The sequence below is a fragment of the Microbacterium sp. S1037 genome (assembly GCF_048381605.1).
Classification (GTDB): Bacteria; Actinomycetota; Actinomycetes; order Actinomycetales; family Microbacteriaceae; genus Microbacterium; species Microbacterium testaceum_B.
This window is the reverse complement of the sequence record NZ_JBLWIG010000002.1, coordinates 234,879-260,877: the sequence shown is the minus strand read 5'-3', so window position 1 is coordinate 260,877 and position 25,999 is coordinate 234,879. Positions and strand designations below refer to the sequence as shown.

22 protein-coding genes and 1 riboswitch are annotated in these 25,999 nt (G+C 69.4%); of the genes, 7 read left to right on the top strand and 15 right to left on the bottom strand.

The genetic code is table 11. From position 1 onward, the window contains the following. Nucleotide 1: 1 nt before the first annotated feature. Together ACMW4R_RS11935 and ACMW4R_RS11930 are read left to right on the top strand one after the other, a co-directional pair. A complete protein-coding gene (locus tag ACMW4R_RS11935; RefSeq protein ID WP_058626296.1) occupies nucleotides 2-1,564 on the top strand; it encodes an ABC transporter transmembrane domain-containing protein in 1,563 nt (520 codons plus the stop codon). Then, nucleotides 1,561-3,330, top strand: a complete 1,770-nt coding sequence (locus ACMW4R_RS11930) for an ABC transporter ATP-binding protein (RefSeq protein WP_058626295.1) — start codon at nucleotides 1,561-1,563, stop codon at nucleotides 3,328-3,330. Before ACMW4R_RS11935 ends, ACMW4R_RS11930 begins: the two co-directional genes overlap by 4 nt. 1 nt (nucleotide 3,331) lies before the next feature. Here ACMW4R_RS11930 and dapC read toward each other — a convergent pair whose 3' ends face one another. The 5 genes from dapC to ACMW4R_RS11905 all read right to left on the bottom strand — a co-directional run bounded on the left by dapC (nucleotide 3,332) and on the right by ACMW4R_RS11905 (nucleotide 6,337). Then, on the bottom strand, nucleotides 3,332-4,435 hold the full coding sequence (gene dapC / locus ACMW4R_RS11925; protein ID WP_058626294.1) for a succinyldiaminopimelate transaminase: 1,104 nt from the start codon (nucleotides 4,433-4,435) through the stop codon (nucleotides 3,332-3,334). A 3-nt stretch (nucleotides 4,436-4,438) separates the two neighbouring features. Beyond that, the gene (fdxA, locus tag ACMW4R_RS11920; protein ID WP_013586172.1) at nucleotides 4,439-4,759 is read right to left on the bottom strand and encodes a ferredoxin; all 321 of its coding nucleotides are present in this window, start codon (nucleotides 4,757-4,759) and stop codon (nucleotides 4,439-4,441) included. A 68-nt stretch (nucleotides 4,760-4,827) separates the two neighbouring features. Beyond that, entirely contained in the window at nucleotides 4,828-5,250 is a 423-nt protein-coding gene (locus tag ACMW4R_RS11915) for a histidinol dehydrogenase (protein WP_418300018.1), read from the bottom strand. A gap of 47 nt (nucleotides 5,251-5,297) precedes the next feature. Further along, complete coding sequence (locus ACMW4R_RS11910; RefSeq protein WP_418300017.1) at nucleotides 5,298-5,612, bottom strand: AzlD domain-containing protein; 315 nt, start codon at nucleotides 5,610-5,612, stop codon at nucleotides 5,298-5,300. Beyond that, complete coding sequence (locus ACMW4R_RS11905) at nucleotides 5,609-6,337, bottom strand: AzlC family ABC transporter permease (protein ID WP_058613515.1); 729 nt, start codon at nucleotides 6,335-6,337, stop codon at nucleotides 5,609-5,611. Before ACMW4R_RS11905 ends, ACMW4R_RS11910 begins: the two co-directional genes overlap by 4 nt. Nucleotides 6,338-6,402: 65 nt before the next feature. Between ACMW4R_RS11905 and ACMW4R_RS11900 the strand changes: the two genes are divergently transcribed. Further along, the gene (locus ACMW4R_RS11900) at nucleotides 6,403-6,954 is read left to right on the top strand and encodes a helix-turn-helix domain-containing protein (RefSeq protein WP_058597996.1); all 552 of its coding nucleotides are present in this window, start codon (nucleotides 6,403-6,405) and stop codon (nucleotides 6,952-6,954) included. Between the two features lie 128 nt (nucleotides 6,955-7,082). Further along, on the top strand, nucleotides 7,083-7,445 hold the full coding sequence (locus tag ACMW4R_RS11895; RefSeq protein ID WP_058626292.1) for a DUF2200 domain-containing protein: 363 nt from the start codon (nucleotides 7,083-7,085) through the stop codon (nucleotides 7,443-7,445). A gap of 143 nt (nucleotides 7,446-7,588) precedes the next feature. On the opposite strand, the gene typA is transcribed toward ACMW4R_RS11895, so the two are convergent. Continuing rightward, nucleotides 7,589-9,502 carry a translational GTPase TypA gene (typA, locus tag ACMW4R_RS11890; protein ID WP_058597994.1) on the bottom strand — a complete coding sequence of 638 codons (1,914 nt, stop codon included), beginning with the start codon at nucleotides 9,500-9,502 and terminating at the stop codon, nucleotides 7,589-7,591. A 135-nt stretch (nucleotides 9,503-9,637) separates the two neighbouring features. After that, nucleotides 9,638-11,392 carry an ABC transporter ATP-binding protein gene (locus ACMW4R_RS11885; protein ID WP_058597992.1) on the bottom strand — a complete coding sequence of 585 codons (1,755 nt, stop codon included), beginning with the start codon at nucleotides 11,390-11,392 and terminating at the stop codon, nucleotides 9,638-9,640. 62 nt (nucleotides 11,393-11,454) lie between these two features. Here ACMW4R_RS11885 and ACMW4R_RS11880 point away from each other — a divergent pair, with 62 nt between their 5' ends. Continuing rightward, entirely contained in the window at nucleotides 11,455-12,057 is a 603-nt protein-coding gene (locus tag ACMW4R_RS11880; RefSeq protein ID WP_058597991.1) for a PH domain-containing protein, read from the top strand. 20 nt (nucleotides 12,058-12,077) lie between these two features. Here the strand turns inward: ACMW4R_RS11880 and ACMW4R_RS11875 are convergent, their stop codons facing one another. The 3 genes from ACMW4R_RS11875 to ACMW4R_RS11865 all read right to left on the bottom strand — a co-directional run bounded on the left by ACMW4R_RS11875 (nucleotide 12,078) and on the right by ACMW4R_RS11865 (nucleotide 16,649). Continuing rightward, complete coding sequence (locus ACMW4R_RS11875; RefSeq protein ID WP_058597990.1) at nucleotides 12,078-13,127, bottom strand: ABC transporter permease; 1,050 nt, start codon at nucleotides 13,125-13,127, stop codon at nucleotides 12,078-12,080. A 31-nt stretch (nucleotides 13,128-13,158) separates the two neighbouring features. Further along, nucleotides 13,159-14,703, bottom strand: coding sequence for an ABC transporter permease (locus ACMW4R_RS11870; RefSeq protein WP_058597989.1), 1,545 nt, complete (start codon nucleotides 14,701-14,703; stop codon nucleotides 13,159-13,161). A gap of 152 nt (nucleotides 14,704-14,855) precedes the next feature. Then, a complete protein-coding gene (locus ACMW4R_RS11865) occupies nucleotides 14,856-16,649 on the bottom strand; it encodes an ABC transporter family substrate-binding protein (RefSeq protein ID WP_058626290.1) in 1,794 nt (597 codons plus the stop codon). 163 nt (nucleotides 16,650-16,812) lie between these two features. On the opposite strand from ACMW4R_RS11865, the gene ACMW4R_RS11860 reads away from it, so the two are divergent. Further along, nucleotides 16,813-17,646: a CPBP family intramembrane glutamic endopeptidase gene (locus tag ACMW4R_RS11860; protein WP_058613493.1), complete on the top strand. Its 834-nt coding sequence runs from the start codon at nucleotides 16,813-16,815 to the stop codon at nucleotides 17,644-17,646. Between the two features lie 39 nt (nucleotides 17,647-17,685). On the opposite strand, the gene ACMW4R_RS11855 is transcribed toward ACMW4R_RS11860, so the two are convergent. Next, nucleotides 17,686-19,398, bottom strand: a complete 1,713-nt coding sequence (locus tag ACMW4R_RS11855; RefSeq protein WP_153001307.1) for an ABC transporter substrate-binding protein — start codon at nucleotides 19,396-19,398, stop codon at nucleotides 17,686-17,688. Between the two features lie 302 nt (nucleotides 19,399-19,700). Between ACMW4R_RS11855 and ACMW4R_RS11850 the strand changes: the two genes are divergently transcribed. Next, nucleotides 19,701-20,669 (top strand): hypothetical protein, encoded by a 969-nt coding sequence (locus ACMW4R_RS11850; protein ID WP_418300016.1) that lies wholly within the window; start codon nucleotides 19,701-19,703, stop codon nucleotides 20,667-20,669. A gap of 146 nt (nucleotides 20,670-20,815) precedes the next feature. Here the strand turns inward: ACMW4R_RS11850 and gcvP are convergent, their stop codons facing one another. From gcvP to ACMW4R_RS11830, 4 genes are all read right to left on the bottom strand, one after another. Then, nucleotides 20,816-23,695 (bottom strand): aminomethyl-transferring glycine dehydrogenase, encoded by a 2,880-nt coding sequence (gene gcvP / locus ACMW4R_RS11845; RefSeq protein ID WP_418300015.1) that lies wholly within the window; start codon nucleotides 23,693-23,695, stop codon nucleotides 20,816-20,818. Continuing rightward, nucleotides 23,692-24,078, bottom strand: coding sequence for a glycine cleavage system protein GcvH (gene gcvH, locus ACMW4R_RS11840; RefSeq protein ID WP_058597983.1), 387 nt, complete (start codon nucleotides 24,076-24,078; stop codon nucleotides 23,692-23,694). The genes gcvP and gcvH overlap by 4 nt, the downstream gene beginning before the upstream one ends. Then, nucleotides 24,075-25,241, bottom strand: a complete 1,167-nt coding sequence (gcvT, locus tag ACMW4R_RS11835) for a glycine cleavage system aminomethyltransferase GcvT (RefSeq protein ID WP_418300014.1) — start codon at nucleotides 25,239-25,241, stop codon at nucleotides 24,075-24,077. Before gcvT ends, gcvH begins: the two co-directional genes overlap by 4 nt. 160 nt (nucleotides 25,242-25,401) lie before the next feature. Next, nucleotides 25,402-25,496, bottom strand: a riboswitch (glycine riboswitch). A 71-nt stretch (nucleotides 25,497-25,567) separates the two neighbouring features. Then, complete coding sequence (locus ACMW4R_RS11830) at nucleotides 25,568-25,972, bottom strand: hypothetical protein (RefSeq protein ID WP_418300013.1); 405 nt, start codon at nucleotides 25,970-25,972, stop codon at nucleotides 25,568-25,570. Nucleotides 25,973-25,999: the final 27 nt, after the last annotated feature.

Genomic DNA, 25,999 nt, shown 5'->3' with positions numbered 1-25,999 from the left:
GATGCTTCTCCAGGCCCCCGCCGACCCCGTTCGCACCCGAGATCTGTCGGTCACCGATCGAACGACCCCGCGCTCACTCGCCCTACGGGCGATGGGTGCCGCGCCGCGCTACACCGTTCCGGCCGCCGTGCTCTCGATCACCCACCAGGTGGGCGAAGCGCTCGTCCCGATCGTCATGGGGCTCGCGATCGAACGCGCGGTCACGACCGGCGATCCCGCTCAGCTCGTGCTGTGGCTCGGGGTGCTCGCGGCCGACTTCGTCCTGCTGTCCTTCTCCTGGCGTTTCGGATCGCGGCTCGCGGAACTGGGCATGCTGGCCGTCCAACACCGTCTCCGGATCTCCGTCGCGACCCACCTTCTCAAGCGACCACCACGACCGGGGCGTCCGTCGGAGCAGCCGGGTGTCGCCCTCTCGATCGCCACGTCCGACACCAGCAGGCTGGCGGAGGCCGTCGAGATCGGCGTCTACCCCGTGGGCCAGCTCGCCGCGGTGCTCTTCGGCGGAGCCGTGCTCGTCACCGTCTCGTGGCCGCTGGGCGTCGCCGTCCTGCTCGGCGCGCCGATCCTGCTGTGGGTCACGGAGCGCGCGGGTCGACGACTGCGCGACCGTAGCGGCGAGGAGCAGGAAGCCGCGGCCGCTGCGGCGGGTCGGGCCGCTGACCTCATGAGCGGATACCGCGTGATCCGCGGCATCGGCGCCGAAGCCGAGGCGGGCCGCCGGTACCGTCGCGCCAGCCGCGCCGCCCTCGTAGACACCATGCGCGCCCGCCGCGCCGAGGGGGTCTTCGGCGGGGCCATGAGCGTCGTCACCGGACTGTTCCTCACCGCCGTCGCTGTCGCCGCGGCCCTGCTCACAATGTCGGGAGGCCTGGGCCTCGGCGAGTTCATCGCGGTCGTGGGACTCGCGCAGTTCCTCCTCGACCCGCTGCGCGCGCTCGCGCTCTACACCGGCTCATGGTGGGCGTCGGCGACGGCCTCTGCGGCACGGGTGCTCGATGTCCTCCGCGACACCGAACCGGTCGCGGTCGTCGCGCCGCCGAGCCCGGCGGCACAGCGGGCGCCGGACATCCGGCCCGGAGAGTTCGTGGTCGTCGCGTGCGGCGGCGAGCGGGCCGCCGAGGTGATCGCGGCCCTGCGGGCACGGCATCCCGAAGCCCTCCACGCCCCGCACGCTGCGCACCTGTTCACCGGGACGGTCGCCGACAACGTCAGCCCGCCGGATCGGGATGCCGCGACCCAGTCGGCGGCCCTTCACGCCGCCGTGTGCGACGAACTCGCCACCGCACTGCCCGCCGGACTCGACAGCCGCGTCGGCGAGAACGGCAGCGCGCTGTCGGGCGGTCAGCGTCAACGGGTCGCCCTCGCGCGCGCTCTCGCGCACGACCCCGAACTGCTGGTGCTGCACGATCCGACCACCGCCGTCGACGCCGTCACCGAAGCGCGAATCGCCGAGCGGGTACACAGGATGCGGCGCCATCGACGCACCGTCGTCATCACGCGCGCACCGGCGTTCGCCGCCATCGCAGATCGCGTGATCCGCATGCCCGAAGGAGCGACCGAATGAGTGTCCCCCTCCCGCTCGCCTCGGCCCGAGAGGTGTTGCACGAACTCCGGAAGTCTCTTCCGCGCGGATGGTGGCGCCTGCCGTCGCTCATCGCGGTCGTGCTCTCGGCTGCGGCGTCGGGAGTGGTGGGCCCGCTCGCCCTCGGGGTCGTCGTGGACGCGATCGGCGCGGGCGACGACGCACCGCCGCTCGCGTGGACGCTCGCCGCCGTGATGGCCGGCGCAGTCGTGACCGGCGCCGTGCTCACCGCCGTCGGCATGGTCTCGGCCTCGCAGCTGTTCGAGAGCGCCCTCGCCGACCTCCGTGAGCGGATGGTCGACACCGCCCTGCACCTGCCTCCGGCTCGCGTCGAACGCGCCGGCACGGGCGATCTGATCGCTCGGGCCGGCGACGATGTCGCTCAGGTGTCGGAGGCCATCCCCCGCGTCGTCCCGGCCCTCGTCGGGGCCGCGTTCACGATCGCCGTCACCCTCGTCGGTATGGCGGTCATCGATCCCTGGTACGCAGTGGCGTTGATCGCCATCACGCCCCTGCACGTCTTCGCGGTGCGTCGCTATCTGCGTCACGCCCCGGGTGTCTACGCGGCGGAGCGCGCCGCGATGGCCGAGCGCGCACAGCATCTTCTCGACACGCTGCGCGGGCTGGAGACCGTCCGCGCCTATCGCACGGCTCCTTCGCACCTGGACCGCATCTCGACCGCGTCGTGGGCCGTCGTGCGGTGGAGCATGCGCGCACGCGGCATCCAGAACCTGTTCTTCGCCCGGCTGAACGCGGCGGAGTTCCTCGGCATGGCGGGTCTGCTCGTCGTGGGGTTCGTCCTCGTCGCGAACGGGCACGGCAGCGTGGGTGGGACGACCGCAGCCATGCTGCTGTTCCTCCGCCTGTTCGGCCCGATCAACGAGCTGCTCTTCGTCGTCGACGACCTGCAATCGGCCCTGGCGTCGCTCTCGCGCATCGTCGGGGTCATCCGAACGGCGGCGCCGCGGGATCCCGTGAGCGAATCGTCACGCGGTCCCGCCGGCGTCGAACCGCACGGCACCGAGCCGCGCGACGTCGACCCGCGCGACGTCGACCCCCGCGACGTCGACCTGCGCGGGATCACCCACGCGTACGACGCGGGTCACCCCGTGCTGCACGACGTGTCACTGCGAATCGCGGCGGGCGAGCGCGTGGCGGTCGTCGGAGCGTCGGGCGCCGGGAAGTCCACGCTCGCCGCGATCGCCGCCGGAGTGCACGACCCGCTCGTCGGCCAGGTCGACCGACCGCGTTCCGTCGCTCTCGTCACTCAGGACGTGCACGTCTTCGATGCCGACCTCCGCGACAACCTCACCCTCGCAGCACCCGGCGCGACCGACGACGAGGTGCATGCCGCGTTGCGGCGCGTGGGCGCCGAGGACATCGTCGCGCGGCTGGCCCGCGGCCTCGATGAACCGGTCGGCGCCTCGGGGACTCCCCTGTCACCCTCCGAGGCCCAGCATCTCGCGCTGGCACGAGTTCTCCTCGCCGACCCCTCGTTCATCGTCCTCGACGAGGCCACCGCCGAGGCCGGCTCCACCGAGGCGGGACGCCTCGAGGACGCGGCGTCGGCGGCCATCGGGGGGCGAACCGCGCTCGTCGTCGCGCATCGACTCAGCCAGGCCGCGTCCGCCGACCGTGTCGTGCTGCTCGACGCCGGTCGTGTGCACGAGGAGGGCACCCACGACGACCTCCGCACCGCGGGCGGGGCCTACGCGCGCCTGTGGGACGCGTGGAGTCGTTCGACCTGAATCAGGGAGCGAGCCGCTCGGCCGCCGCGGCGATCCGCTCATCGGTCGCGGTCAGCGAGAACCGGACGTGGTTCGGGAAGTGCGTGCCGTAGAAGTGCCCCGGACCGACGAGGATACCGAGGTCGGCGAGCCGCCCCACGCTCTCCCACGCGTCGCGTCCCTCGGTGGCCCACAGGTACAGGCCGGCCTCGCTGCGGTCGATGGTGAAGCCGGCGGCCTCGACCGCGGGCTTCAGCACGGCGCGGCGCCGGGCGTAGCGCTCACGCTGCTCGGCGACGTGCGCGTCATCGCCGAGAGCCACGGTCATCGCGCGCTGCACGGGAGCGGGAGGCATCAGACCGAGGTGCTTACGCCCGGTCAGCAATCGCGAGACGAGCGCCGCGTCACCGGCCAAGAACGCCGCGCGGTACCCCGCGAGGTTCGACTGCTTGCTCAGCGAGTACACCGACAGCACGTCGGTGAGGTCGTCCCCGACCACGGCGGGATCCAGCACGCTCGGCACGCGCTCGACGTCCCAGGGGGCGTCCCACCCGAGTTCGGCGTAGCACTCGTCCGACGCCAGAACGGCTCCGAGCTCTCGCGCCCGGCTCACGGCATCCGTCATCTCGGACACCGACAGCACGCGGCCGTCGGGGTTTCCCGGCGAGTTGACCCAGACGAGCTTCGTGTTCGCGGGCCACTCGGTCGGATCATCGGATGCCACCGGCTCGGCGCCCACGAGACGCGCGCCCACCTCGTAGGTCGGGTACGCCGCGCGCGGGTGCACCACGGCATCGCCGGGGCCGAGACCCAGCAGCAGAGGGAGGAGCGCGACGAGCTCTTTCGAGCCGACGGTGGGCAGGACGTTCGCGGCGCTCAGACCGGGGACGCCGCGCCGTCGGGCGTACCACTCGGCGATCGCCTCACGCAGCGCAGGCGTTCCGGCGGTCTGGGGGTAAGCGTGCGCGTCGGTCGCGTCGGCGAGAGCCTCGGCGACCACCGCGGGCGTCGGGTCGACGGGCGAGCCGATCGACAGGTCGACGATGCCGGCAGGGTGACGCCTCGCCCGTTCCGCGTAGGGGGCGACGGCGTCCCAGGGGTAGTCGGCGAGGTCGGCGACGCCCACGGTTCAGTGGCTCTGCGGGGGAAGTGCGGTGATGACGGGGTGATCCTTGGCGATCACGCCGACCTTGGCGGCACCGCCGGGAGAGCCGATGTCGTCGAAGAACTCGACGTTCGCCTTGTAGTAGTCGGACCACTCTTCGGGCAGGTCGTCTTCGTAGTAGATCGCCTCGACCGGGCACACCGGTTCGCATGCACCGCAGTCGACGCATTCGTCGGGGTGGATGTAGAGCGACCGCTCGCCTTCGTAGATGCAGTCGACCGGACACTCGTCGATGCAGGCGCGGTCTTTGACATCGACACACGGGAGGGCGATCACGTAAGTCACGACACCAGTCTAATCGCGCTCGCCGGAAGGGCTTCGCCGCGCGCCGTCGGCCCTATGATCCGCTCGCGTCAGCGGACGTGAGCCGCGGCCCGGGCTTCGTCTGACTCGGTCGTCCCCTGCGGCACGTGCGAGAAGGACGGCCAGAAGGCGACGAAGACCATCAGCGCGGGGCCGACGACCGTCCAGACCACCGGGATCCACTCCATGCCGGGGCTGGGCGCGGCCACGATCGCCGATCCGCCGAGGCCGGGCTGCGAGAACACGTACGTCGCGAGCGAGATGCCGAGCCCGCCCGCGAGGGCATTGACGCGGTCGCCCGTCAGCGTGCGGAGAGCGACCAGCAGCGCGGCGCTGCCGAGAGTCGCGAGGAGGAGTCCGAGCGGCACCGGTCCGAGGCGGAACGCCTGACCGATCGTGCCCGCTACGCCGTAGAAGGCGCCGATGAGCAGCGCCACGACCCAGCCGACGATGCGCAGGATGCCAGAGCTCATCGGGTCAGTCTAGGCGCGGGTCGCTATGCGGCAGCGGAGAACCGGCATCAGGCTGCCCACCCCCACAGGCGCAGGAGGGCAGCGGTGAGCGCGGCGGCCGCCACCACGACCAGGAACGGTGCGCGCGCCCACAGCAGCAGCGCCGCCACCCCCACCGCGGGCACCCGTGCGTCGACGACGATCGCGGCACCCTCACCGAGCGTCTGGACCATCACGAGCGCCGAGAGCAACGCCACCGTGAGCAGGTCGGCGATCCGCGCCGACCGCGGGGCCTCCAGCCACCGGGCGGGGAGGAGATAGCCCACCGCCTTCAGAGCGAGGCAGAGGACGGATGCCGCGAGCACGGCGGTCCACAGGGTCATGGCATGCCCTTCTGCTCAGCGACGTCCCGGGGTTCGGGTGCGGGCGGGCGCGGATCGAAGAGCCCCACGACGACGGCGACGCCGGCGGCGGCGATCACCGGGATACCCGGCATCAGCGCCGGGGTCAGCAGCGCCGCGACGACGGCGGCCCCCGCCGCGACCGCGAGCGGCTGACGACCGCGGAGCCGGGGCCACAGGAGGGCGAGGAAGGCAGCCGCCGCGGCCGCATCGAGCCCGTACGCGCGAGGGTCGCCCAGCACGTCCCCGAGCAGTGCGCCGAGGAGCGTCGAGAGGTTCCAGCCGACCCAGATCGCCACGCCGGTCACCCAGAAGCCCGCCTGCCGTGCCCGAGGCTCGTCCTGCGCGAGCCCGACCGCGACCGACTCGTCGATCGTGAAAGGCGTCGCGGCGGCCTTGCGCCAGAACCCGCCGGCGACGATCGGGGCCATGCGCATCGCGTAGGCCGCGTTGCGTACGCCGAGAAGAGCCGCCGAAGCGATCGCGGCGGGGGCGGCGGCGAGTCCCCCGGCCGCGATCACGCCGACGAAGGCGAACTGCGAGCCGCCGGTGAACATCAGGAGGCTCAGCACGCACGTCTGCCAGACATCGAGCCCGGATGCCACGGCCAGCGCCCCGAAAGAGATGCCGTACGCGCTGGTCGCGAGAGCGACGGCGAGGCCCTGTCGGGCGGCGACACCCTCGGGTGTTCGCGATAACGAACGCATGGACATCATGCTGAACGATGCTCGTTCGTTCGTCAAGTCGAACGATTGGCAAGCATAATGAACACATGAGTGATCTCGGCGACCGCATCGCGGCGACCCTGCGGCGCGAACGCGAGCGTCGCGACCTCAGCGTCTCGGAGCTCGCGCGACGCGCCGGCGTCGCGAAAGCCACCGTGTCCCAGCTCGAGAACGGCGGCGGCAATCCCAGCGTCGAGACGCTGTGGGCCCTGGCTTCGGCGCTCGAGGTCCCCTTCGCGGTCCTGGTCGACGAGGGCGTCCGCTCCCCCACGCTGATCCGCGCCGGAGAAGCGGCCACGGCCGTGCCCTCGGCGGCATCCGAGTATCTCGCCGTTCTCCTGTCGGCGAGTCCGCCGCACGCGCGCCGCGACATCTACCTGCTGAGCGCCGAGCCGGGCACCCCGCGCGTCTCGGACCCCCACCCGCGGGGCACGGTGGAGCATCTCGTGATGGTCACCGGCCGCGGGCGCGTCGGGCCCGCCGACGACCCGTACGAGCTGTCCCCCGGCGACTACCTCTCGTATCCCGGAGACGCCCCGCACGTTTTCGAGGCGCTGACCCCCGGGATGAGCGCGGTCTGCGTGGTCGAGTCGCACTGACCCGGGGTCCCCCGACGTCCGCGCTGACTTGAGCCGAATGCACGCCCGAACGGCCTCACTGTGAGCATTCGACCGAAGTCATCGGGCACCCGTCGCGCCGCCGCGCCGTGCGGCGTAGTGTGCGGGGCATGTCCCGCGTCTTCGACATGACCTTCTCCTCCGTCTACCCGCTGTACGTGACGAAGGTCGAGCGCAAGGGGCGGACGAGGGACGAACTGGATGCCGTGATCCGCTGGCTCACCGGATTCGACGAGGCCGCGGTCACCCGGCACGCCAAAGGCACCACGACTCTCCGCGAATTCTTCGACGAGGCGACGCTCAACCCGCGGGCGGATCAGGTCACGGGGGTCGTCTGCGGCATCCGCGTCGAGCAGATCGACGACCCGTTGATGTACCGCATCCGCCTCCTCGACAAGCTCGTCGACGAGTTGGCGAAGGGACGTCCGCTCTCGAAGGTGCTCCGGGAGCCGGCGCCCACCCCCGCCGGCTGAGGCCGCCTCGCCCGCCGCTCGCGAGGGAGGACCCTGAGCCCGTCGAAGGGACCGGTGGCTTCGACAGGCTCAGACCCCTACGTCGCGAAACAGGACGGCCCCACCGAGCCTGAACTCGATGGGGCCGTTCTCGGGATCAACGCTCAGGCGTTGGCATCCTGACGCTTCAGACGCGAGGCGGCGCGACCACGCTCGGTCGCGTCGAGCACGACCTTGCGGATGCGCACCTTCTCGGGCGTGACCTCGACGCATTCGTCGTCGCGCGCGAACTCGAGCGACTCCTCGAGCGTGAGCACGCGCGGGGGCGTCATCGATTCGAAGGAGTCCGAGGTCGACGAACGCATGTTCGTGAGCTTCTTCTCCTTCGTGATGTTGACGTCCATGTCGTCGGCGCGCGAGTTCTCGCCGATGACCATGCCCTCGTAGACCTCTTCGGTGGGCTGCACGAAGAAGCTCATGCGCTCCTGCAGGGCGATCATGGCGAACGGGGTGACGACACCCATGCGGTCGGCCACGATCGAGCCGTTCTGACGGGTCGTGATCGAACCGGCCCAGTCGTCGTAGCCGTGCGAGATGGCGTTGGCGATGCCGGTGCCGCGCGTGATCGTCAGGAACTCGCTACGGAAGCCGATGAGACCGCGCGAGGGGACGACGAACTCCATACGCACCCAGCCGGTGCCGTGGTTGGTCATGTTGTCCATGCGGCCCTTGCGGGCGGCCATGAGCTGCGTGATCGCGCCGAGGTGCTCTTCTGGGGCGTCGATCGTGAGGTGCTCGAAGGGCTCCTTGAGCTTCCCGTCTTCGCCGCGCTTGGTGACCACCTGGGGCTTTCCGACGGTGAGCTCGAAGCCCTCGCGGCGCATGTTCTCGACGAGGATCGCGAGGGCGAGCTCGCCGCGACCCTGGACCTCCCAGGCATCCGGGCGTCCGATGTCGACGACCTTGAGCGAGACGTTACCGATGAGCTCGCGGTCGAGGCGGTCCTTGACCATGCGGGCGGTGAGCTTGTGCCCCTTGACCTTGCCCATCAGGGGCGAGGTGTTCGTGCCGATCGTCATCGAGATGGCGGGGTCGTCGACCGTGATGGCCGGCAGCGGACGCACGTCCTCGGGGTCGGCGATGGTCTCGCCGATGGTGATGTCGGGGAAACCGGCGATGGCGACGATGTCGCCGGGGCCGGCGGACTCGGCGGGGAAGCGCTCGAGCGCGCGGGTCTTCAGCAGCTCGGTCACGCGAGCGTTGCTCGTGGTGCCGTCGGAGCGCACCCAGGCGACCGTCTGGCCCTTCTTGAGCGTGCCGTTGAAGACGCGCAGCAGCGCGAGGCGACCGAGGAACGGGCTGGAGTCCAGGTTCGTCACCCACGCCTGCAGCGGCGCCTCGTCGTCGTAGGCCGGGGCGGGAACGTGCTCGAGGATCGCGGCGAACAGCGGCTCGAGGTCGTCGTTGTCGGGCAACGCGCCGTTGTCGGGGCGGTTGAGCGACGCGGCGCCCGCACGACCCGAGGCGTAGACCACCGGCACGTCGAGCAGCGCGTCGACGTCGAGGTCGGGCACGTCGTCGACGAGGTCGGACGCCAGACCCAGAAGCAGGTCGTGCGCCTCCTCTTCGACCTCGGCGATGCGCGCGTCGGGGCGGTCGGTCTTGTTGACCAGCAGGATGACGGGGAGCTTGGCCTCGAGCGCCTTGCGCAGCACGAAGCGGGTCTGGGGCAGCGGGCCCTCGGACGCGTCGACGAGCAGCACGACGCCGTCGACCATCGACAGGCCACGCTCGACCTCGCCACCGAAGTCGGCGTGACCCGGGGTGTCGATCACGTTGATCGTGACGGGCACGTCGGTGTGGATGCCGTTGTACTCGATCGCCGTGTTCTTGGCGAGGATCGTGATGCCCTTCTCGCGCTCGAGGTCGTTCGAGTCCATCGCGCGCTCTTCGACGTGCGCGTGCTCGCCGAACGAGCCGGTCTGGCGGAGCATGGCGTCGACGAGAGTCGTCTTGCCGTGGTCGACGTGCGCGACGATCGCGACGTTACGGAGGTCAGGACGAAGGGCGTGCGCCATGGAGGGTCTCCAGGAAGATTTCGGGGTGTCGCCCAGAATTGAGCCCTCCCATCCTACCGGGCGGCCGCAACTTTCCCTGGCAGCCAGCAGAAAGGGCGGAACTCCCGGAGGAATCCCGCCCTGACCGCATACGCATCAGGATGCCGGCGTGTCCTTCAGCAGCTCGTGACGCAGTTCGCGACGAGCAGCCTGGACCTCGACGTCGGGCACCGGGATCGCCGCGATGAGACGCTGCGTGTACGGCTCCTTCGGAGCACGCAGGATCTCGTCACGCGTGCCCTGCTCCGCGATCTTTCCGCGGTTGAGCACGACGATCCGATCGGCCATCGCGTCGACCACGGCGAGGTCGTGGCTGATGAAGAGGCACGCGAAACGGTGCTCCTTCTGCAGTTCGCTGAGCAGCTCGAGCACGCGCGCCTGCACCGACACGTCGAGGGCGCTCGTGGGCTCATCGGCGACGAGGAGGCGCGGCTGAAGCGACAGGGCGCGCGCGATGCCGACGCGCTGCTTCTGACCACCGGACAGTTCGTGCGGGTAGCGGTTGCGGTAGCTGCGCGGAAGACGCACCTCGTCGAGGAGCTTCTCGACGCGGGCGTCGAGCTCGGCGCCCTTCGCCTCACCGGCGAGGAAGAGCGGTTCGCCGATCGACTCGCCGATCGGGAGGCGCGGGTTCAGCGACGACGACGGGTCCTGGAACACGATGCCGACGCGACGACGCAGCGACTTGATGAGCTTGCGAGAGCCGCTCGAGATGTCGACGCCGTCGACCACGAGACGGCCGTCGGCGATCGGCTGCAGCCCGATCGCGGCACGACCGATCGTCGACTTCCCCGAGCCCGACTCGCCGACCAGACCGACGATCTCGCCCTCGGCGATCCCGAGGGTCACGTCGTCGACCGCGCGGAACGCGGCGACACGGCCCTTCTTGCCGTACTCGATCGACACGTGCTCGAGCTCGAGCACGGGGTGGGCGATGACAGGCGCCGCGGCGGCGAGCGAGATCTCCTCGGTGTGCGCGGGACCTTCGGCCACCGCGGCGGCGAGGGCCTCGACGATGTCGACCGTCGCCTCGCCCTCGAGCGTCTCGCCGAGGCGCGGGACCGACGCGAGCAGTTCCTTCGTGTAGTCGTCCTGCGGGTCGCCGAGCACGACCGCGGCAGGACCCTGCTCGACGATCTCGCCCGACTTCATCACGACGATCCAGTCGGCGAGGTCGGCGACGACGCCCATGTCGTGGGTGATGAGCAGCACGGCCGAGTCGAGGCGGTCACGCAGGTCGCGGATGAGGTCGAGGATCTCGGCCTGGACCGTGACGTCGAGCGCGGTCGTCGGCTCGTCGGCGATGAGCAGGGCGGGCTCGAGGCTGATCGACTGCGCGATCATCGCGCGCTGGCGCTGACCACCCGAGAGCTGGTGCGGGTACGACGCGAACGCCTTGGCCGGGTCGGGCAGGCCGACCATGCCCAGCAGCTCGAGAGCACGGGCCTTGGCCGCGGACGGAGCGATGGGGGTGTGCGCGCGCAGAGCCTCGATGATCTGCGACCCCACGGTCAGCACCGGGTTGAGCGCCGTCATCGGCTCCTGGAAGATGGCGGCGACCTCGGGACCGCGCAGCTCACGCATCTGTCGACCCGACAGGTCGGTGATCTCGCGACCGTTCACCTTGATGCTTCCGGTGACCCGGCTGTTCTTGGGAAGCAGGTCGAGCACGGCCATCGAGCTCACGCTCTTTCCCGAACCCGACTCGCCGACGACGGCGACCACCTGACCGCGCGCGATCGAGTAGTTGAGGTTCTTCGCGGCCGGAACCCAGACGTCGTCGACCGCGAAGTCGACGCTGAGGTCGGTCATCTGGAGGGCGGGGACGCCCGCCGTCTCGGTCGTGCTCATGAGACTGTCCTCTCGGTCCCGCTCAGCGGGAGTGAGTGATCGGAAAATGAAAGAATCGGAGGATGCCACGCCAGACGTTCCGTTCGACGTTCACACGCATCCTGTGCGTCATCGCGTGGGCGATCATCGCCGTGGTCGCGATCGGGCTGCTGGTGGTGCCCGGCGCCTCGGACGCGCCCGCGCTCGTGATCGTCGGAGGCCTCGGCGCGGCGGCCGTCGTGACCGCCGTGCTCTGGTCGCCCTCGATCTCCGTCGACGACGAGGCCGTGCAGGTCGACAACATCGCCCTGCGATACCGCGTGCCGTGGGCTGCGCTCATCCACGTCGACACCCGCTACGCCCTGCAGTTGCACACTCCGGGACGACGCATCGGTGTCACCGCCGCACCGGCCCCGGGCGCGACCGGATCGCTGCGCGCGATGCGCGCCCACCGGCGTAGCGAGGGTGTGACGGCACCGAACACCCGGCCGGGCGAGCTGCCCGGGACGGACTCCGGTAACGCGGCCGAACTCGTTCGCTCGCGCTGGCATGCCCTCCGCGATGCCGGCCGTGTGGAGGCCGGCATCGCCGAGTCGGTTCCCGTGGCGGTCAGCCCGCGCGTCGACAACCTGCTGCTGCTGATCGCGGGTGTCGCCGGAATGGTGCTGGCCGTCGCACTGGCCTGACACCCGCCGAGAGACGGTCGTCATGACGACGGCGTCTCCGGGTGCACCCGCGCCTGCGTGCTCGCCGGGGCCGTCGTCGACGACGCCGGCTGCTCCTTCGTGCGGCGCAGCGAGAAGCGCTTCTGACGCGGGTCGAAGGCGTCGCGCAGACCGTCACCGACGAAGTTCACGAGGACCGCGAGCAGCACGATGAAGACAGCGGGCCACCAGAAGAGCCACGGGCGGGTCTGGAACGCCGACTGGTTGTCGGAGATGATCAGACCGAGCGACACGTCCGGCGGACGCACACCGAGCTGCAGGTAGCTCAGGGCCGTCTCGAGAAGGATCGCGGATGCCGCCAGCAGCGTCGCCGCGACGATGACCACGCCGATGGCGTTCGGCAGGATGTGCTTGAAGATGATGCGCGCATCACTCGCCCCCGCAACGCGAGCCGCCTCGACGAACTCACGCTCGCGGAGCGACAGGAACTCGGCGCGGACGAGGCGCGCGATCGTGGTCCACGAGATCATCGCGAGGAAGAAGGCCAGCGGGATCACGCCGAGACCACCGGTCGCGCGACCGACGACGGCACCGATCACGATGATCGGGATGACGATGAACACGTCGGTGATGCGCATGAGGACCGAGTCCACCCAGCCGCGGTAGTACCCGGCGAGAGCACCGATGACGGTACCGACGGCCGTGCCCACGAAGCTGATCACGATCATCACGAGGATCGAGTTCTGGATGCCGCGCATCGTCATCGCGAAGTAGTCGATGCCGATGCGGTCCTGACCGAACGGGTGCTCGCCGACCGCGAAGGGCCAGATCGACAGCGTCGGTGCCCCGCCGTCGTTCTGCGGGTTGAGGGTGGTGTAGTCGTACTTCCACCACCCGGGGATCGGGCCGACACCGATCGCCGAGACCGAGAAGACGGCGACGAGGATGAACAGGATGCCGGACACGACGGCGACCTTGTTGGAGAGGAAGCGCCGGAGGATGAGCCGTCCCTGGCTCACCCCGACCGTGTTGCGCTCGTCCGCGGGCGGCGGAGCGTCGACGTTGGCCGGCTCGGGAAGCATCTGGGTCATCGGAGGACCTCCGGGATTCGGATGACGGCGATCATGCGACCACTCGCACGCGCGGGTCGAGCGTGGCGTAGGCGAGATCAGCCAGGAAGTTGAAGACGATCGCGGTGATCGCGATGACGATGAAGTAGCCCATCACCGGGTTGACGTCGACGCGCTGGATGGACGTGACGAACAGCGCCCCCATTCCCGAGATCGCGAAGACCCGCTCCGTGATGACGGCACCACCCAGGAGCGCACCGATGTCGGTCGCGACGAGGGTCACGATCGGGATCAGCATGTTGCGCAGTCCGTGGCGCAGGATGACGGTGCGCTCGGGGAGGCCCTTCGCACGCGCCGTGCGGATGTAGTCCTGGTTCATCACTTCGAGCATGCCGGCGCGCGCGTACCGCGTGTATCCCGCGAAGGAGATGAGCAGCAACGACACCGTCGGCAGCAGGAGGTGGGTGAACGTGTCGATGCCGGTGATCCACATGTCACCGGTGAACCCCGGTGTGCTCGCACCGACCGTCGCGATCGGACGCCCGTTGATGCGGGGGTTGTTGACGTACTGCGGCCACGACTGCATGTAGCGGTCGAGAACGACGAGGGCGCCGGAGAGGAAGGCCACCAGGGCGCCGATGCGCGCGGCCATACCCCGATCGGGCGCACCCAGGACGTAGCCCGAGATCACACCGACGGCGACCGCGACGACGCCCAGGATGATGATCGTGTTGAACGTCGAGATGTCGAAGAGTCCCTGCAGCGCGTAGTAGCACGCGTACGCGATCGCGCCGTTCAGCGCGGCGACGATGAGAGCGCGGCGGTTCTGCAGACCCGCGATCAGAGCGGTCGTGATCACCACGATCCCGGCGATCAGCAGGAGGAGACCGACGGGCCCGAGACCCGGGTTGCGGAACCAGTCGGTGACGTTGAAGTACACCAGCAGGGCGATGGTCGCGAGACCCGAGACCGCAGCGACGATCACGCGACGACGGACGTCGCCGCCGATCATGGCCTGCCAGATGATGGCGGTGATCACGGCCAGCAGGACGATCAGCCAGATCGGGATGGACGTGGCCGACTCGAGGAAGCTGTTGAACCCGAGCGCCATGAACTCCTTGAGGAGGACGGCGACGAGGAACGACGGCAGCGAGAAGAGGAAGAAGCTGAGCAGCGTGATGCCGAAGTCGAATCCGCTGTACTGGCGCAGGGCCGAGACCACGCCGACCACGATGCCGAGCACGATGGCCAGCACGAACGACGCCGTCACGAGCTGGAGAGTCGAGCCGATGGCGGTCGGGAGGATGTCGAGGACGGCCGCGTTCGAGACGGTGAGGCCGAGGTTGCAGGCACCGGTGAATGGAACGAGGCAGCCGGCGGCACCGCCGAGCCAGAGGAAGTAACGCAGGGGCACCGGGACGTTCAGGTCGAGCGCCGCGACACGGGCGGCGATGAGCTGGTCACGGTTGGCGGCGGAGCTGTCGCGCAGGTCCTGCAGGGGGTCGCCGGAGTTGGCGGCCAGCACGTACATGATGAACGATGCTGCGAGCAGAACCAGGATCGAGACGGCGATGCGCCTGAGGATGAATCCGACCATCGCGGGAGGACTTCTTTCGATCGGGTGGAAAGGCACCTGTAGGTGCCCAGGAAAGGATAGTCGCGAGCGGTCCGGGTTCGGCGCACGCGCACACGCGAAACGAGGCGCCGGAGTCGGGCGACTCCGGCGCCTCGCGAGGGATCAACGGGTTATCAACCCGCCAGCGTCCACTCCTGCGCGTTCCACACGATGCCCGTCTGGCCGCCGAAGTAGTCGACGCCCTGGATGGAACCGTTGTCGGCGAAGAGACCGGGGAGCTGGAACAGCGGCAGACCGTAGTAGTCCTTGGCCGTTTCGGCGTCGATCTTCACCTTGATGTCGTCGAGCTTGGTGGTGTCGGTGGTCACCTGGCTCTCGTCGACGAGAGTGTCGACGGTGGCGTTGCTGTAGTTGTTGTAGTTTCCGCCGCCGCCGGTCTTGAAGATCTGCGGGAGAGCCGCGTTACCGGCACCGGGCGAGATCCAGCCGAAGATCGACACGTCGTAGCTGCCGCTGCCGAGGAGCTTGCTCCAGTCGGGCGAACCGGCGTCGACGATGTTGAAGCCCGCCTGCTGCGCCGACTGCTGAATGGCGCGGAAGCTGTCGACACGGTTGGGGTTGTTGGTGTTGTAGAGGATGCGGACCGTCGGGGTCGCACCGTTCAGCAGCGCCTTGGCGCCCTCGATGTCGGGCTCGGTGAACTTGTCGTACCCGCTCGCGGCGACCGCGGTGGTGTACTTGTCGCCGTCCGTGGGCAGGAAGATCTGCGAGTTCAGGACCTCGGCATCCGGGTTGATCGGCTTGATGATCGAGTCGAGGATCTGCTGACGCGGGATGGTCTTCAGGAACGCCTCGCGGACGTTGGCGTCGGCGAACACGCCGCCGAAGCTCAGGTCGACGTGGTCGTACGACAGCTGGCTGCCGGCGTGGACCTTCGCGTTGGCGTTCTCGAGCGCGGTGAGCGTGTCGGCGGAGGGCTGCGGCTGGATGGCCTGGACCTCGCCGTTCTGAAGGGCGGTGACCTGCGCGTTGGCGTCACCGATGAAGCGGATGATCAGCTGGTCGTACGAGGGCGACATCTTGCCCTTGTAGTTGGGGTTCTTGCCCAGCGTGATGCTCTGCTCAGGGGTGAAGTCGGTCACGATGAACGGACCGCTCGCGACCAGGAGGCTGGCGTCGGTCGGCATGGCCGTGACGTCGTAACCCGTGTTCCAGAAGTCGGCCGCGGCCTTGAGCGTCGCATTGGGGGCGACGGGCGCCTCCGGGTTGCCCTTGGGGGTGTCCTTGAGGAGCTTGATGAAGTCTTCCTCGGAGACACCGGCCTTCTCGGCGAGCACGTGGGCCGGCTTGCCGATCGGGTTGACGAGCTCCCAGTCCACGAAGGGCTCCGAGTAGGTCAGCGTCATCGACATGTTGTCGTCGCTGATCTCGGGGAACGCGGTGGTGTCGAGGCCCGCGGTGCTGCCGGCGAGGGTGAAGTACTGCGTGCCACCGTTAGTCACGGCGCCGCTCTCGTCGAGCTTCGCGTCGTCGTAGTAGCCCGAGTTGATGGCCCAGTTGACGAGCATGTCATCGGCGTTGATGGGCTGGCCGTCCGACCAGGTCAGGCCCTCGTTGATGGTGTACTTCACCGTCAGCGGGTCGTCCGACACCTTCTCGTACGTGCCGAAGTCGGTGTTGTCGAGGACGCTGAAGTCCTTGTCGAGGCGCTGGAAGCCACCGAGGCCCAGACCGCCGCTGACACCGGTGAGGTAGCCCACCATGCCGTTGGTGTCGAGGTTGGCCTCGGGGGTGTCGCCGTTGAACGAGGTGAACGCGTTCGTCGTGGCGATCGTGATGGTGCCGCCGGAGGCGGAGGATCCGCCTTCGGGTGCTGCCGTCGTGGTGCAGCCGGCGAGGGCGAGCGCCGCAACGGCGACACCAGCTCCCACCGTCAGGGCGCGTGCGCGCCGAGTCTTTTCAGACACTTTGCCTCCAGTGCAAGGTTGGCGATTCCCCGCGCAACAGACGTCAGCAGGGGGAGCCGTGGATACGGAAACGATAAGTAAACGCTCTGCGTTGGTCAAAACTCCTGGGGAAACCGTTACATACCTTTAATTCGGAAGCGGTTGAATGTGGCAATCTGACAACATGATCCGCGCCTCGGCCTTTTACGAACCCGGGATCGAACAAGACACTTTCCGCCGCCGAAGATTGCCGTGGGAAATCGCGCTCGTGCTCCTGGTGTCGGTCGGACAGTCGGCGATCTACTCCGTCGTGTCCTTCATCCGGGCAGCGACGCGCGCACCGATCTCGCAGCAGCAGACGCAGCTGAACCCCTCCCGCAGCGCCGAGCCGCTGTGGGACGCGATCTACCAGTTCCTCGACATCTTCTTCTCGCTCGCTCTCGTCGCGCTGGTCGTGTACCTCCTCTGGGAGCCGGGCCTGAGCGCGCTGCGCCGCATCGGTCTCGACTTCCGGCGCTTCGGGGGCGACGCGGCCCGGGGACTGCTTCTCGTCGCGGTCATCGGAGCACCCGGCATCGGCGTCTACGCGGCGGGGCGGGCGCTCGGGCAGAGCATCGCCGTCATTCCGGCGCCGCTCGATTCATCGTGGTGGGTGATCGGTCTGCTGATCCTCGCCGCGCTGCGAGCCGGGCTGACGGAGGAGGTGATCTTCCTCGGCTACCTGTTCGATCGCCTCCGCCGACTCGGGTGGTCGTGGACGTGGGTCATCGTGTCGACCGCTCTCCTGCGCGGTAGCTACCACCTGTATCAGGGATGGCCCTCGGCGCTCGGAAACGTCGTGATGGGCCTGGTGTTCGGCTGGTGCTACCGCCGTTGGGGCCGTGTCATGCCCTTGGTGATCGCCCACACGGTCATCGACATCGTCGCCTTCGTCGGCTACCCCCTGGCGGCCGCCTGGTGGCCCGGGATCTTCACCCCGACGCCGAGTCCGACACCGACGCCCAGCGGCACGCCCTGACCCGAGCAGCGCTCGGGGCACGGCATCCGGGACGCCGAATCAGGGAGTCGTGACGGACCACGTCCAGAAGGACGGGGGCACGCCCTCGGGCTCCGAGGTGTACTCGACGCCTTGTACTCCCTTGCCCACGGCGACAGCGCCGGTGCGCTCGAAGAGCGGAACGCCCGCATAGGCCGAGAACAGGGCGCGATCGATCTCCTTCGCACCGGCGAGCACGTCGACGGGGTCCGTGTCGGTGGTGAGCTTGCGGAAGGTGCGCTGGGCATCCGGACCGTCCACGCCCTCGGCCAGACGGTCGCGCGCGGAGCGATAGAGGCTCTCGTCCTCCCCCACCCACGACAGCGTGGCGTCGGGTTCTTCCTCGGCCGTGGCCGCGCGGACGGCGATCCCCGCCTTCGCGCCCATCGTCACCAGCTTCGTGAAGACCGCGCTCGACAGATCGTCGGTGCTGTCGTACGCGACGCGCAGCACGGCGGCACGGTCCTCGAGCGCAGAGCGCGCGGCATCCGGATCCGCCGATGTTCCCGGAGCGTTGTTGCCCGAGGTGAGGTCGGTGTAAAGCTGCCCCGTCGCCGGAGAAGAGAGGAACGACTGCAGGGGCCGGGCCTCGGGGCGGACCTCCTGAAGGAGCTCCTTGACGAGCGCGTCGCGGTCGAGCGAGAGAGAGACGGCCTGCCGCAGATCCGCGGGCGTGCCGTCGGCGAAGCGCAGCTGAAGCGTCTGAGTGGTGGGACCGGTGGTGACCTGCACCCCCGCGTCGGTCAGGGCCTCGAGCTGCTCCGCGTCGAGGTCGCCGACGTTGGCGATGTCGATCTCGCCCGCCGTCATCGCTGCCAGCTGCGTTGCGCGGTCGGGGAAGAACCGGACCGTGAGCCCAGTCAGACCCGGGTAGTGGGCGCCCTGGTAGTCATCGCGTCGCTCCAGGGTGAGGGCGTCCGCCGTCACGCCGGAGACCTTCCACGGCCCCGCGGCGACCGCCGAGGCGGCGTCGGGCACCCCTCCTGCTGGCGCGTCGAAGCCCGTGTTCCAGGCGGCGGCTGCGGCGGCGAGGACGGGGTTGGGCGCCACGGGCGCGGAAGGGTCGCCCTCGGGCGTCGTCAAGATGGCCGTGATCAGCTGCTGGACGGTGACCCCGGCCTTCTCGGCGATCACGTGAACGGGCCGATCCAGCATCCACTGACGGTTCCAGTCGGCGAAGGGCTCGTCGTAGACGAGCGTCAGGGTGTCCTTCGCCCGGTTCAGCGTCGGACGCTCGGTCCGTGCGTTCGGGTCGGCGGCAGTGGCGGTCTGGAAGTATCGCGTACCCGAGACCACCTGCCCCTGAGCGTCGTAGGTCGCGTCGTCGAAGAAGTGCGACGAGACCGCCCAGCCGAAGAGAAGGTCGTCGAGGCTGACCGCGGTGCCGTCCGACCATGTGCGGTCGGGGAAGAGCTCGTAGCTGACCGTGAGCGGATCGCCCTCGACGCGCGTGATGCGGCCCATCCCGTTGTTCGGGACGACCTGCAGGTCTCCGTCGAGAGAGCCGAGTCGCTCGTCCAGCAGCGACGAGACCGCTCGGTTGGCGGGCGTCGCCCCCTGCGCGGTGGCGGCGTTGAAGCTCGTGAGCGCACCGACGACACCGACCGTGAGGCTGGTGCGTACCGGCTTCTCGGGCTCGGGGGCCGGTTCGGGCGCGGAGCACGCGGAGAGTCCGATCGTCGCGGTCACGATGAGCGCGGCGGCGCGCAGCAGACTCCGGGAACGTGTGGTCAATCGAGGAGCGTGAGACTGGCCAGGGTGCACAGGGGAACCTTACCCAACCCGTGCTGTGCGATTGCCTGTGCGCGCCCGCGGCGGTCCTGCTTGCCCTTGCGCGTCGCTTTCGGCGCCCCGTGCTCCGAGACTGCATTCAGCTGACTTCTCCATTGCAGTCTGCAGTGGAGAAGTCAGCTGAATGCAGTCTCGCGAAGGCCCGCTCGTCCTGCACAGCAGGGCGAGTTCGGGGTTTGACCACCGAAGAGCTCAGTCACGACGCGCGCTCGGGTGCTGTCGGCAAAGGTGGGCGAATGATGCGGATGCCGACGATCTCCCCTCTCCCCCTCCTCCGGCCGTCCGCGCTGACCCACTCGACGCGCAGCGTGCGGCGTGGCGAGATCGTGTCGGTTGGCCGAGGCGTCTACGCACCACGTGTCGAGTGGGAGTCGCTCGCAGGGTGGGAACGAGATCTGGCGCGAGTCCACGCGCACCTCCTGGTAGCACCGGACGATGTCCTGTGTCTGGAGTCAGCCGCGCTGCTGTGGGGACTGCCGACGGTGGGGGCTGGTCATCCTGTCCACATCCTTGCTCCGGATACAGCGACTTCGCGACACTCGGGTGGGGTGCAGGTGCATACGAGCGCGCATGCCGATCGCATCATCGAAGAGATTCACGGCATACGCCTGACCTCGCGCGCGGACACATGCGTCGACATCGCACGCCACCGGCATCCCGGCATCGGCCTCGTCGCGGCGGACGCAGCAGTCGGTGCGGATCGGACGATCGACTCGCTCTCCCTGGTGACGCTGAATGAGGAGAGGATGTCCGCGCGAGGTCGACGGGCGGCGCGATGGGCGCTGAGCCGAGCGGACGGGCGAGCCGAGTCAGCCTTCGAGTCTCTGAGCCGCGCGGCGATCGAATGGTGGGGATTTCCGCCGCCCGAACTTCAACAGTGGATCGGCGCCGACGGAGCCGGCGGTGATCGCGCGGACATGTGGTGGTCGGCGCGACGAGTCGCGGGGGAGGCAGACGGTCGAATCAAGTACGACGGTCGATTCGGGGACCCGGCCGCCGCGCTCAGGGCAAGAGAGGACCGCGATCGCCGTCTTCTGCGTCGCGGAGCCCGGGCTGTCGTCCACTGGGGCTGGGATGACCTCACCGACGGCGATGCGTTGCGAGCCCTGTTGATGTCCGTCGGTCTTTCTCCGGATCACCCACCCGACCTTGCGCGTCTCGCCACGCTCCGCACCACGCTCCGCGCTCGACCCGAAGGCTCCGAGCCTCCGTGAGCTGAGCAATCTAAGGCCGAAACTGCACACAGCTGACAAACCCATTGCAGCGCGCAGTGGGTTTGTCAGCTGAATGCAGTCTCGGGGGCTCGTGTGGCGCACGAACGGCCCGGCCTCCTTCACAGCGAGCGAGGCCGGGCCGGAGATCAGGCGAACGCCTCCGGCGGAGGGCACGAGCACACGAGGTTGCGGTCACCGTAGGCCTGGTCGATGCGGCGCACCGGAGGCCAGTACTTGCCTCGGATGAGCGAACGCACCGGGTACACGGCGGTCTCGCGCGAGTACGGGTGCTCCCACTCCCCCACGACCACGGTCTCGGCGGTATGCGGGGCGTTCACGAGCGGGTTGTCGTCGGCGGGCCACTGCCCCGCGGCGACGGCGACTGCCTCCTGCTTGATCGCGATCATGGCATCCACGAATCGGTCGAGCTCGGCGAGGTCCTCGCTCTCGGTCGGCTCCACCATCAGGGTGCCGGCCACCGGGAACGACATCGTCGGCGCGTGGAAGCCGTAGTCGATGAGGCGCTTCGCCACGTCGTCGACGGTGACACCGGTCTGCTCCTTGAGGGGGCGCAGGTCGAGGATGCATTCGTGCGCGACGAGGCCTCCCTCACCCGCATAGAGCACCGGATAGTGCTCGCGCAGGCGCGCGGCGATGTAGTTGGCCGAGAGCACCGCCGCGGCGGTCGCCTGACGCAGCCCCTCAGCGCCCATCATGCGCACGTACGCCCACGAGATGGGCAGGATGCCGGCGGAGCCGTGGGGGGCGGCCGACACGGGGCCGCCGTCGAAGACGCCGCCCGCGTGCTCGGCGCGCTGCGAGAACGGGTGCGACGGGAGGAAGGGCGCGAGGTGCGCCTTCGCCGCCACCGGGCCGACGCCCGGTCCGCCACCGCCGTGCGGGATCGCGAACGTCTTGTGCAGGTTGAGGTGCGAGACGTCGCCGCCCAGGTCGCCGAAGCGCGCGAAGCCGAGCAGGGCGTTGAGGTTGGCGCCGTCGACGTACACCTGTCCACCGGCATCGTGCACGGCCTGCGTGATCTCGAGCACGTCATGCTCGTACACCCCGTGGGTCGAGGGGTAGGTGATCATCAGAGCCGAGAGCTCCGCCGCGTGCTGCGCGATCTTGGCCCGCAGGTCGCCGAGGTCGACGTTGCCGGCCTCGTCGCACGCGACGACGACGACCTTCATGCCCGCGAGGATCGCCGAGGCCGCATTGGTGCCGTGCGCCGACGACGGGATCAGGCACACCGTGCGCGCGGTGTCGCCGTTCGCCAGGTGGTAGCCGCGGATCGCGAGCAGGCCCGCGAGCTCGCCCTGCGAGCCGGCGTTCGGCTGCAGCGACACTGCGTCGTACCCGGTGACCTCGGCGAGCCAGCGCTCGAGCTGCTCGATCATCTCGAGGTAGCCGCGCACGTCGGCCTCGGGCGCGAACGGGTGCACGCGCGAGAACTCGGGCCACGACACCGCCGCCATCTCGGTCGCGGCGTTGAGCTTCATCGTGCACGATCCGAGCGGGATCATTCCGCGATCGAGCGCGTAGTCGCGGTCGGCGAGAGTCTTGAGGTAGCGCATCATCGCCGTCTCGCTGCGGTGCGCGTGGAAGACGGGGTGGGTGAGGTACTCGTCGTCACGGTGCAGCGCGTCGGCGACGCCCCGCAGGGCTTCGCCCTCGCGCAGCTCACCCGCGACCAGACCGAACGCGTCGAGGACCGCCGCGATGTCGGCATCCGTCGTCGTCTCATCCACCGAGACACCCACGGTCGCATCGTCCACCCAGAGCAGCTGGTAGCCGCGCTCGCGCGCACGATCGACCACGTCCTGCGCTCTACCGGGGACGTGCACGCGCACGGTGTCGAAGAACGCGTCGCTCACGAGGGTGAGGTCGTACGACCGGAGAGCGGATGCCAGGACGTCGGCCTTCTGCGCGACCCGCGTCGCGATCGCGCGGAGCCCGTCGGGCCCGTGATACACCGCGTACATCGCGGCCATGACGGCCAGCAGCACCTGCGCGGTGCAGATGTTCGAGGTCGCCTTCTCACGACGGATGTGCTGCTCGCGCGTCTGCAGCGACAGCCGGTAGGCGGGGGCGCCGACGGCATCCTGGGACACCCCGACGAGACGGCCCGGAAGCTGGCGCTCGAGGCCCGCGCGCACGGCCATGTAGCCGGCGTGCGGTCCGCCGAAACCGAGCGGGACGCCGAAGCGCTGGGTCGTTCCGACCGCGACATCGGCGCCGAGCGCACCGGGTGAGCGCAGGAGCGTAAGGGCGAGCAGGTCGGCCGCGGCCACGACGAGACCGCCGCCGGCGTGCACGGCCTCGGCGACGGCGGAGAAGTCCCAGATGCGCCCGGTGGCACCGGGGTATTGCACGAACGCGCCGAACGCCTCGGGGAGCTCATCGTCGTAGGACGTTTCGACGATGCGGATGCCGACGGCCGCGGCACGGTGGTGCAGCAGCGCCTTGGTCTGCGGCAACGCGTCGATGTCGACGAGGAAGACGTCGGTCTTCGCCTTCGATGCCCGGCGCGCGACGAGCATGCCCTCGACGACGGCGGTGGACTCGTCGAGCATCGACGCGTTCGCCGTCGCCAGACCCGTGAGGTCGGTCACCATCGTCTGGAAGTTGATGAGCGCCTCGAGGCGGCCCTGTGAGATCTCGGGCTGGTACGGCGTGTACGCCGTGTACCACGACGGGTTCTCGAGGACGTTCCGGGCGATCACCGACGGGGTGAAGGTGTCGTAGTAGCCGAGGCCGATCAGCGGCCGCGCGGAACGGTTCGCCGTCGCCAACTCACGCAGCTCGGCGAGCGCTTCGGCCTCGGTCGCGGCGACGGGGATGTCGCTCGTCTCGCGGGGACGGACGTGGATGGATGCCGGGACGGCGGTCTCGACGAGCGCCTCGACGCTGTCGTACCCGACGACCTCGAGCATGCGGGCCTGCGCGTCGGCACCGATTCCGATGTGGCGGTCGGTGAACGCGACCGGCGCGCCGGCCTCGGTGCGAGAAGGAAGGACGGAGGTCATGCGGTGAGGTCCTCGTAGGCGGCGCGGTCGAGCAGGTCGGCGGGAAGCTCGCCCTCGACGCGGATCTTGATGAGCCATCCGCCGGCGAAGGGCTCGGCGTTGACCAGGGAGGGGTCGTCGACCACTGCCTCATTGACCTCGACGACCGTGCCCGTGATCGGCGCGTAGAGCTCGCCGACCGACTTGGTCGACTCGATCTCGCCGCAGACGTCGCCCGCGGTCACCGCGGAGTCCGCGCCGGGGAGTTCGACGAAGACGACGTCGCCGAGCTTGTCGGCGGCGAAGTCGGTGATGCCGACCGTGGCGATGGTGCCCTCTTCACTCTCTGTGACGGCGATCCACTCGTGCTCGGACGTGTAGCTGAGGGCGGTGAGGTCGGTCATGCGTTTCTCCGGTAGAAGGGAAGGGCGGTGACGGTCGCGGGAATGCGGGTTCCACGCACGTCGATGGTCAGTTCGGTTCCGAGTGCGGATGCCGCGGGCGCGACGAACGCCATCGCGACGGGGTGGCCGAGGGTGGGGCTCAGGGCACCGCTGGTGATCTCGCCGACGGTGTCGTCGCCGTGCAGCACGGCGTAGCCGGCGCGGCCCGCGCGCCGACCCTCCGAGACGAGGCCGACGAGCACGGGGGCGTCGGCGGGTCCCGACGACAGGCCGTCCTTGCCGACGAAGGACTCCTTGTCGACGGCGACGACGCGGCCGAGACCGGCCTGGGCGGGCACGATGTCGCGCGACAGCTCGTGGCCGTAGAGCGGCATGCCGGCCTCGAGGCGAAGGGTGTCGCGCGCGGCGAGACCGCAGGGAACGAGCCCGCGGTCTGCGCCCGCGGCGAGCGCGGCGTCCCACAGGGCGCCGGCCTGCGCGGTGGGGATCATCAGCTCGTAGCCGTCCTCACCGGTGTACCCGGTACGGGCGACGAAGAGCGGCGCGCCGTCGAAGGTTCCCTCGGTCCAGGCGTAGTAGCCGAGCTCGTCGAGAGGCGTGCCGGTGATCTCGACCCCCGGGGTGGAACTCAGGATGCCACGTGCTTCGGGACCCTGGAGGGCGAGGAGGGCGTAGCGGTCGGTGACGTCTTCGACGGTGAGGGTTCCGCGAGCGTCGGTCGCTGACCCCGTCGAAGCGTCCGGCGCGGGGCGCCACGTCGCCTGAGCGGTTTCGAACGCCGCCGCCACGGCATCCCGGTTCCCGGCGTTCGAGATGACGAGGAAGCGCTGCTCCCCCGTGCGGTAGACGATGACGTCGTCGATGATGCCGCCCGACTCGGCGAGGACGAGGGAGTACTTCGCTTTGCCGATCTTCATGGTCGACAGGCGGCCGGCGAGCATGTAGTCGAGGAAAGCCGCGGCTCGCGGGCCCTCGACGACGAACTCGGCCATGTGGGAGATGTCGAACAGCCCTGCGGCCGTGCGCACCGCGTGATGCTCGGCGAGGTCGGAGGTGTAGCGCACCGGCATGTTCCAGCCGCCGAAGTCGGTGAACGAGGCGCCGAGGGCCTCGTGCCGATCATGCAGCGGCGACGTGCGGGGTGGAGCGGGGGTTTCGGTCATGAGTTCTGCCGTTCGCGATGACGGACAGACGCCGGCCGGCGCCTGAGAACTCCCCCTCTGTCATGGGCCTGAGAGTTTCGCTCGCGCCCTCGTGAGGGAGATCGAGCTTTCACCGTCGGCGGACCCGGCGCGGTGCACCCGGATCACTTTCCAGAGTGGCCCGATCGACGCGGTACGCGTACCTGAGAGATTGGCGGGGAGGCTTGCTCCTTCGGTGCCCGGCTGCGTTCGCCGGAGCTCTCCCGCATCGATCATGGGGCCGGTGTGGACTTGTGGGGTCAGCCTAGCGGGTGGGGGCGCGGCGTACAGCCCGCGCCGCCTGAGAATCAGTAGGAGCCGCCGGGCCAGACGCCGTCGGGGAGGCGGATGCAGGTGGCGAATGAGTCGACGTCGAGCTCACCGCGGTCGCGACTGTAACGCACAATCCACATGGCCCCGTGTGGCCCGATGAGGTCGATGAGGGAATCACCGTGATCCTCGCGACGTCGCACCGCAAGGTCATCGCGATCAGCGAAGTGAACGGCGATCGGGTTCAGCACATGTTCGGGGGCGGGGTCGCTGACAACGGTCGCGGTAAGTCCTCCCGCCCACTGATGCCCCCCGTCTCGAGAACACGCGAGGAACGAGCCCCTGTCCCGCTGATCAACGCCTGACAGCAACTCCAGGGGGACGGCTGAGGCGATTTCACGCTCCACCTGTTGCGCGTACTCCTTCGCGTCCTCCAACGACATCGTGTCGTCGATGCCGTCCGAGTACGG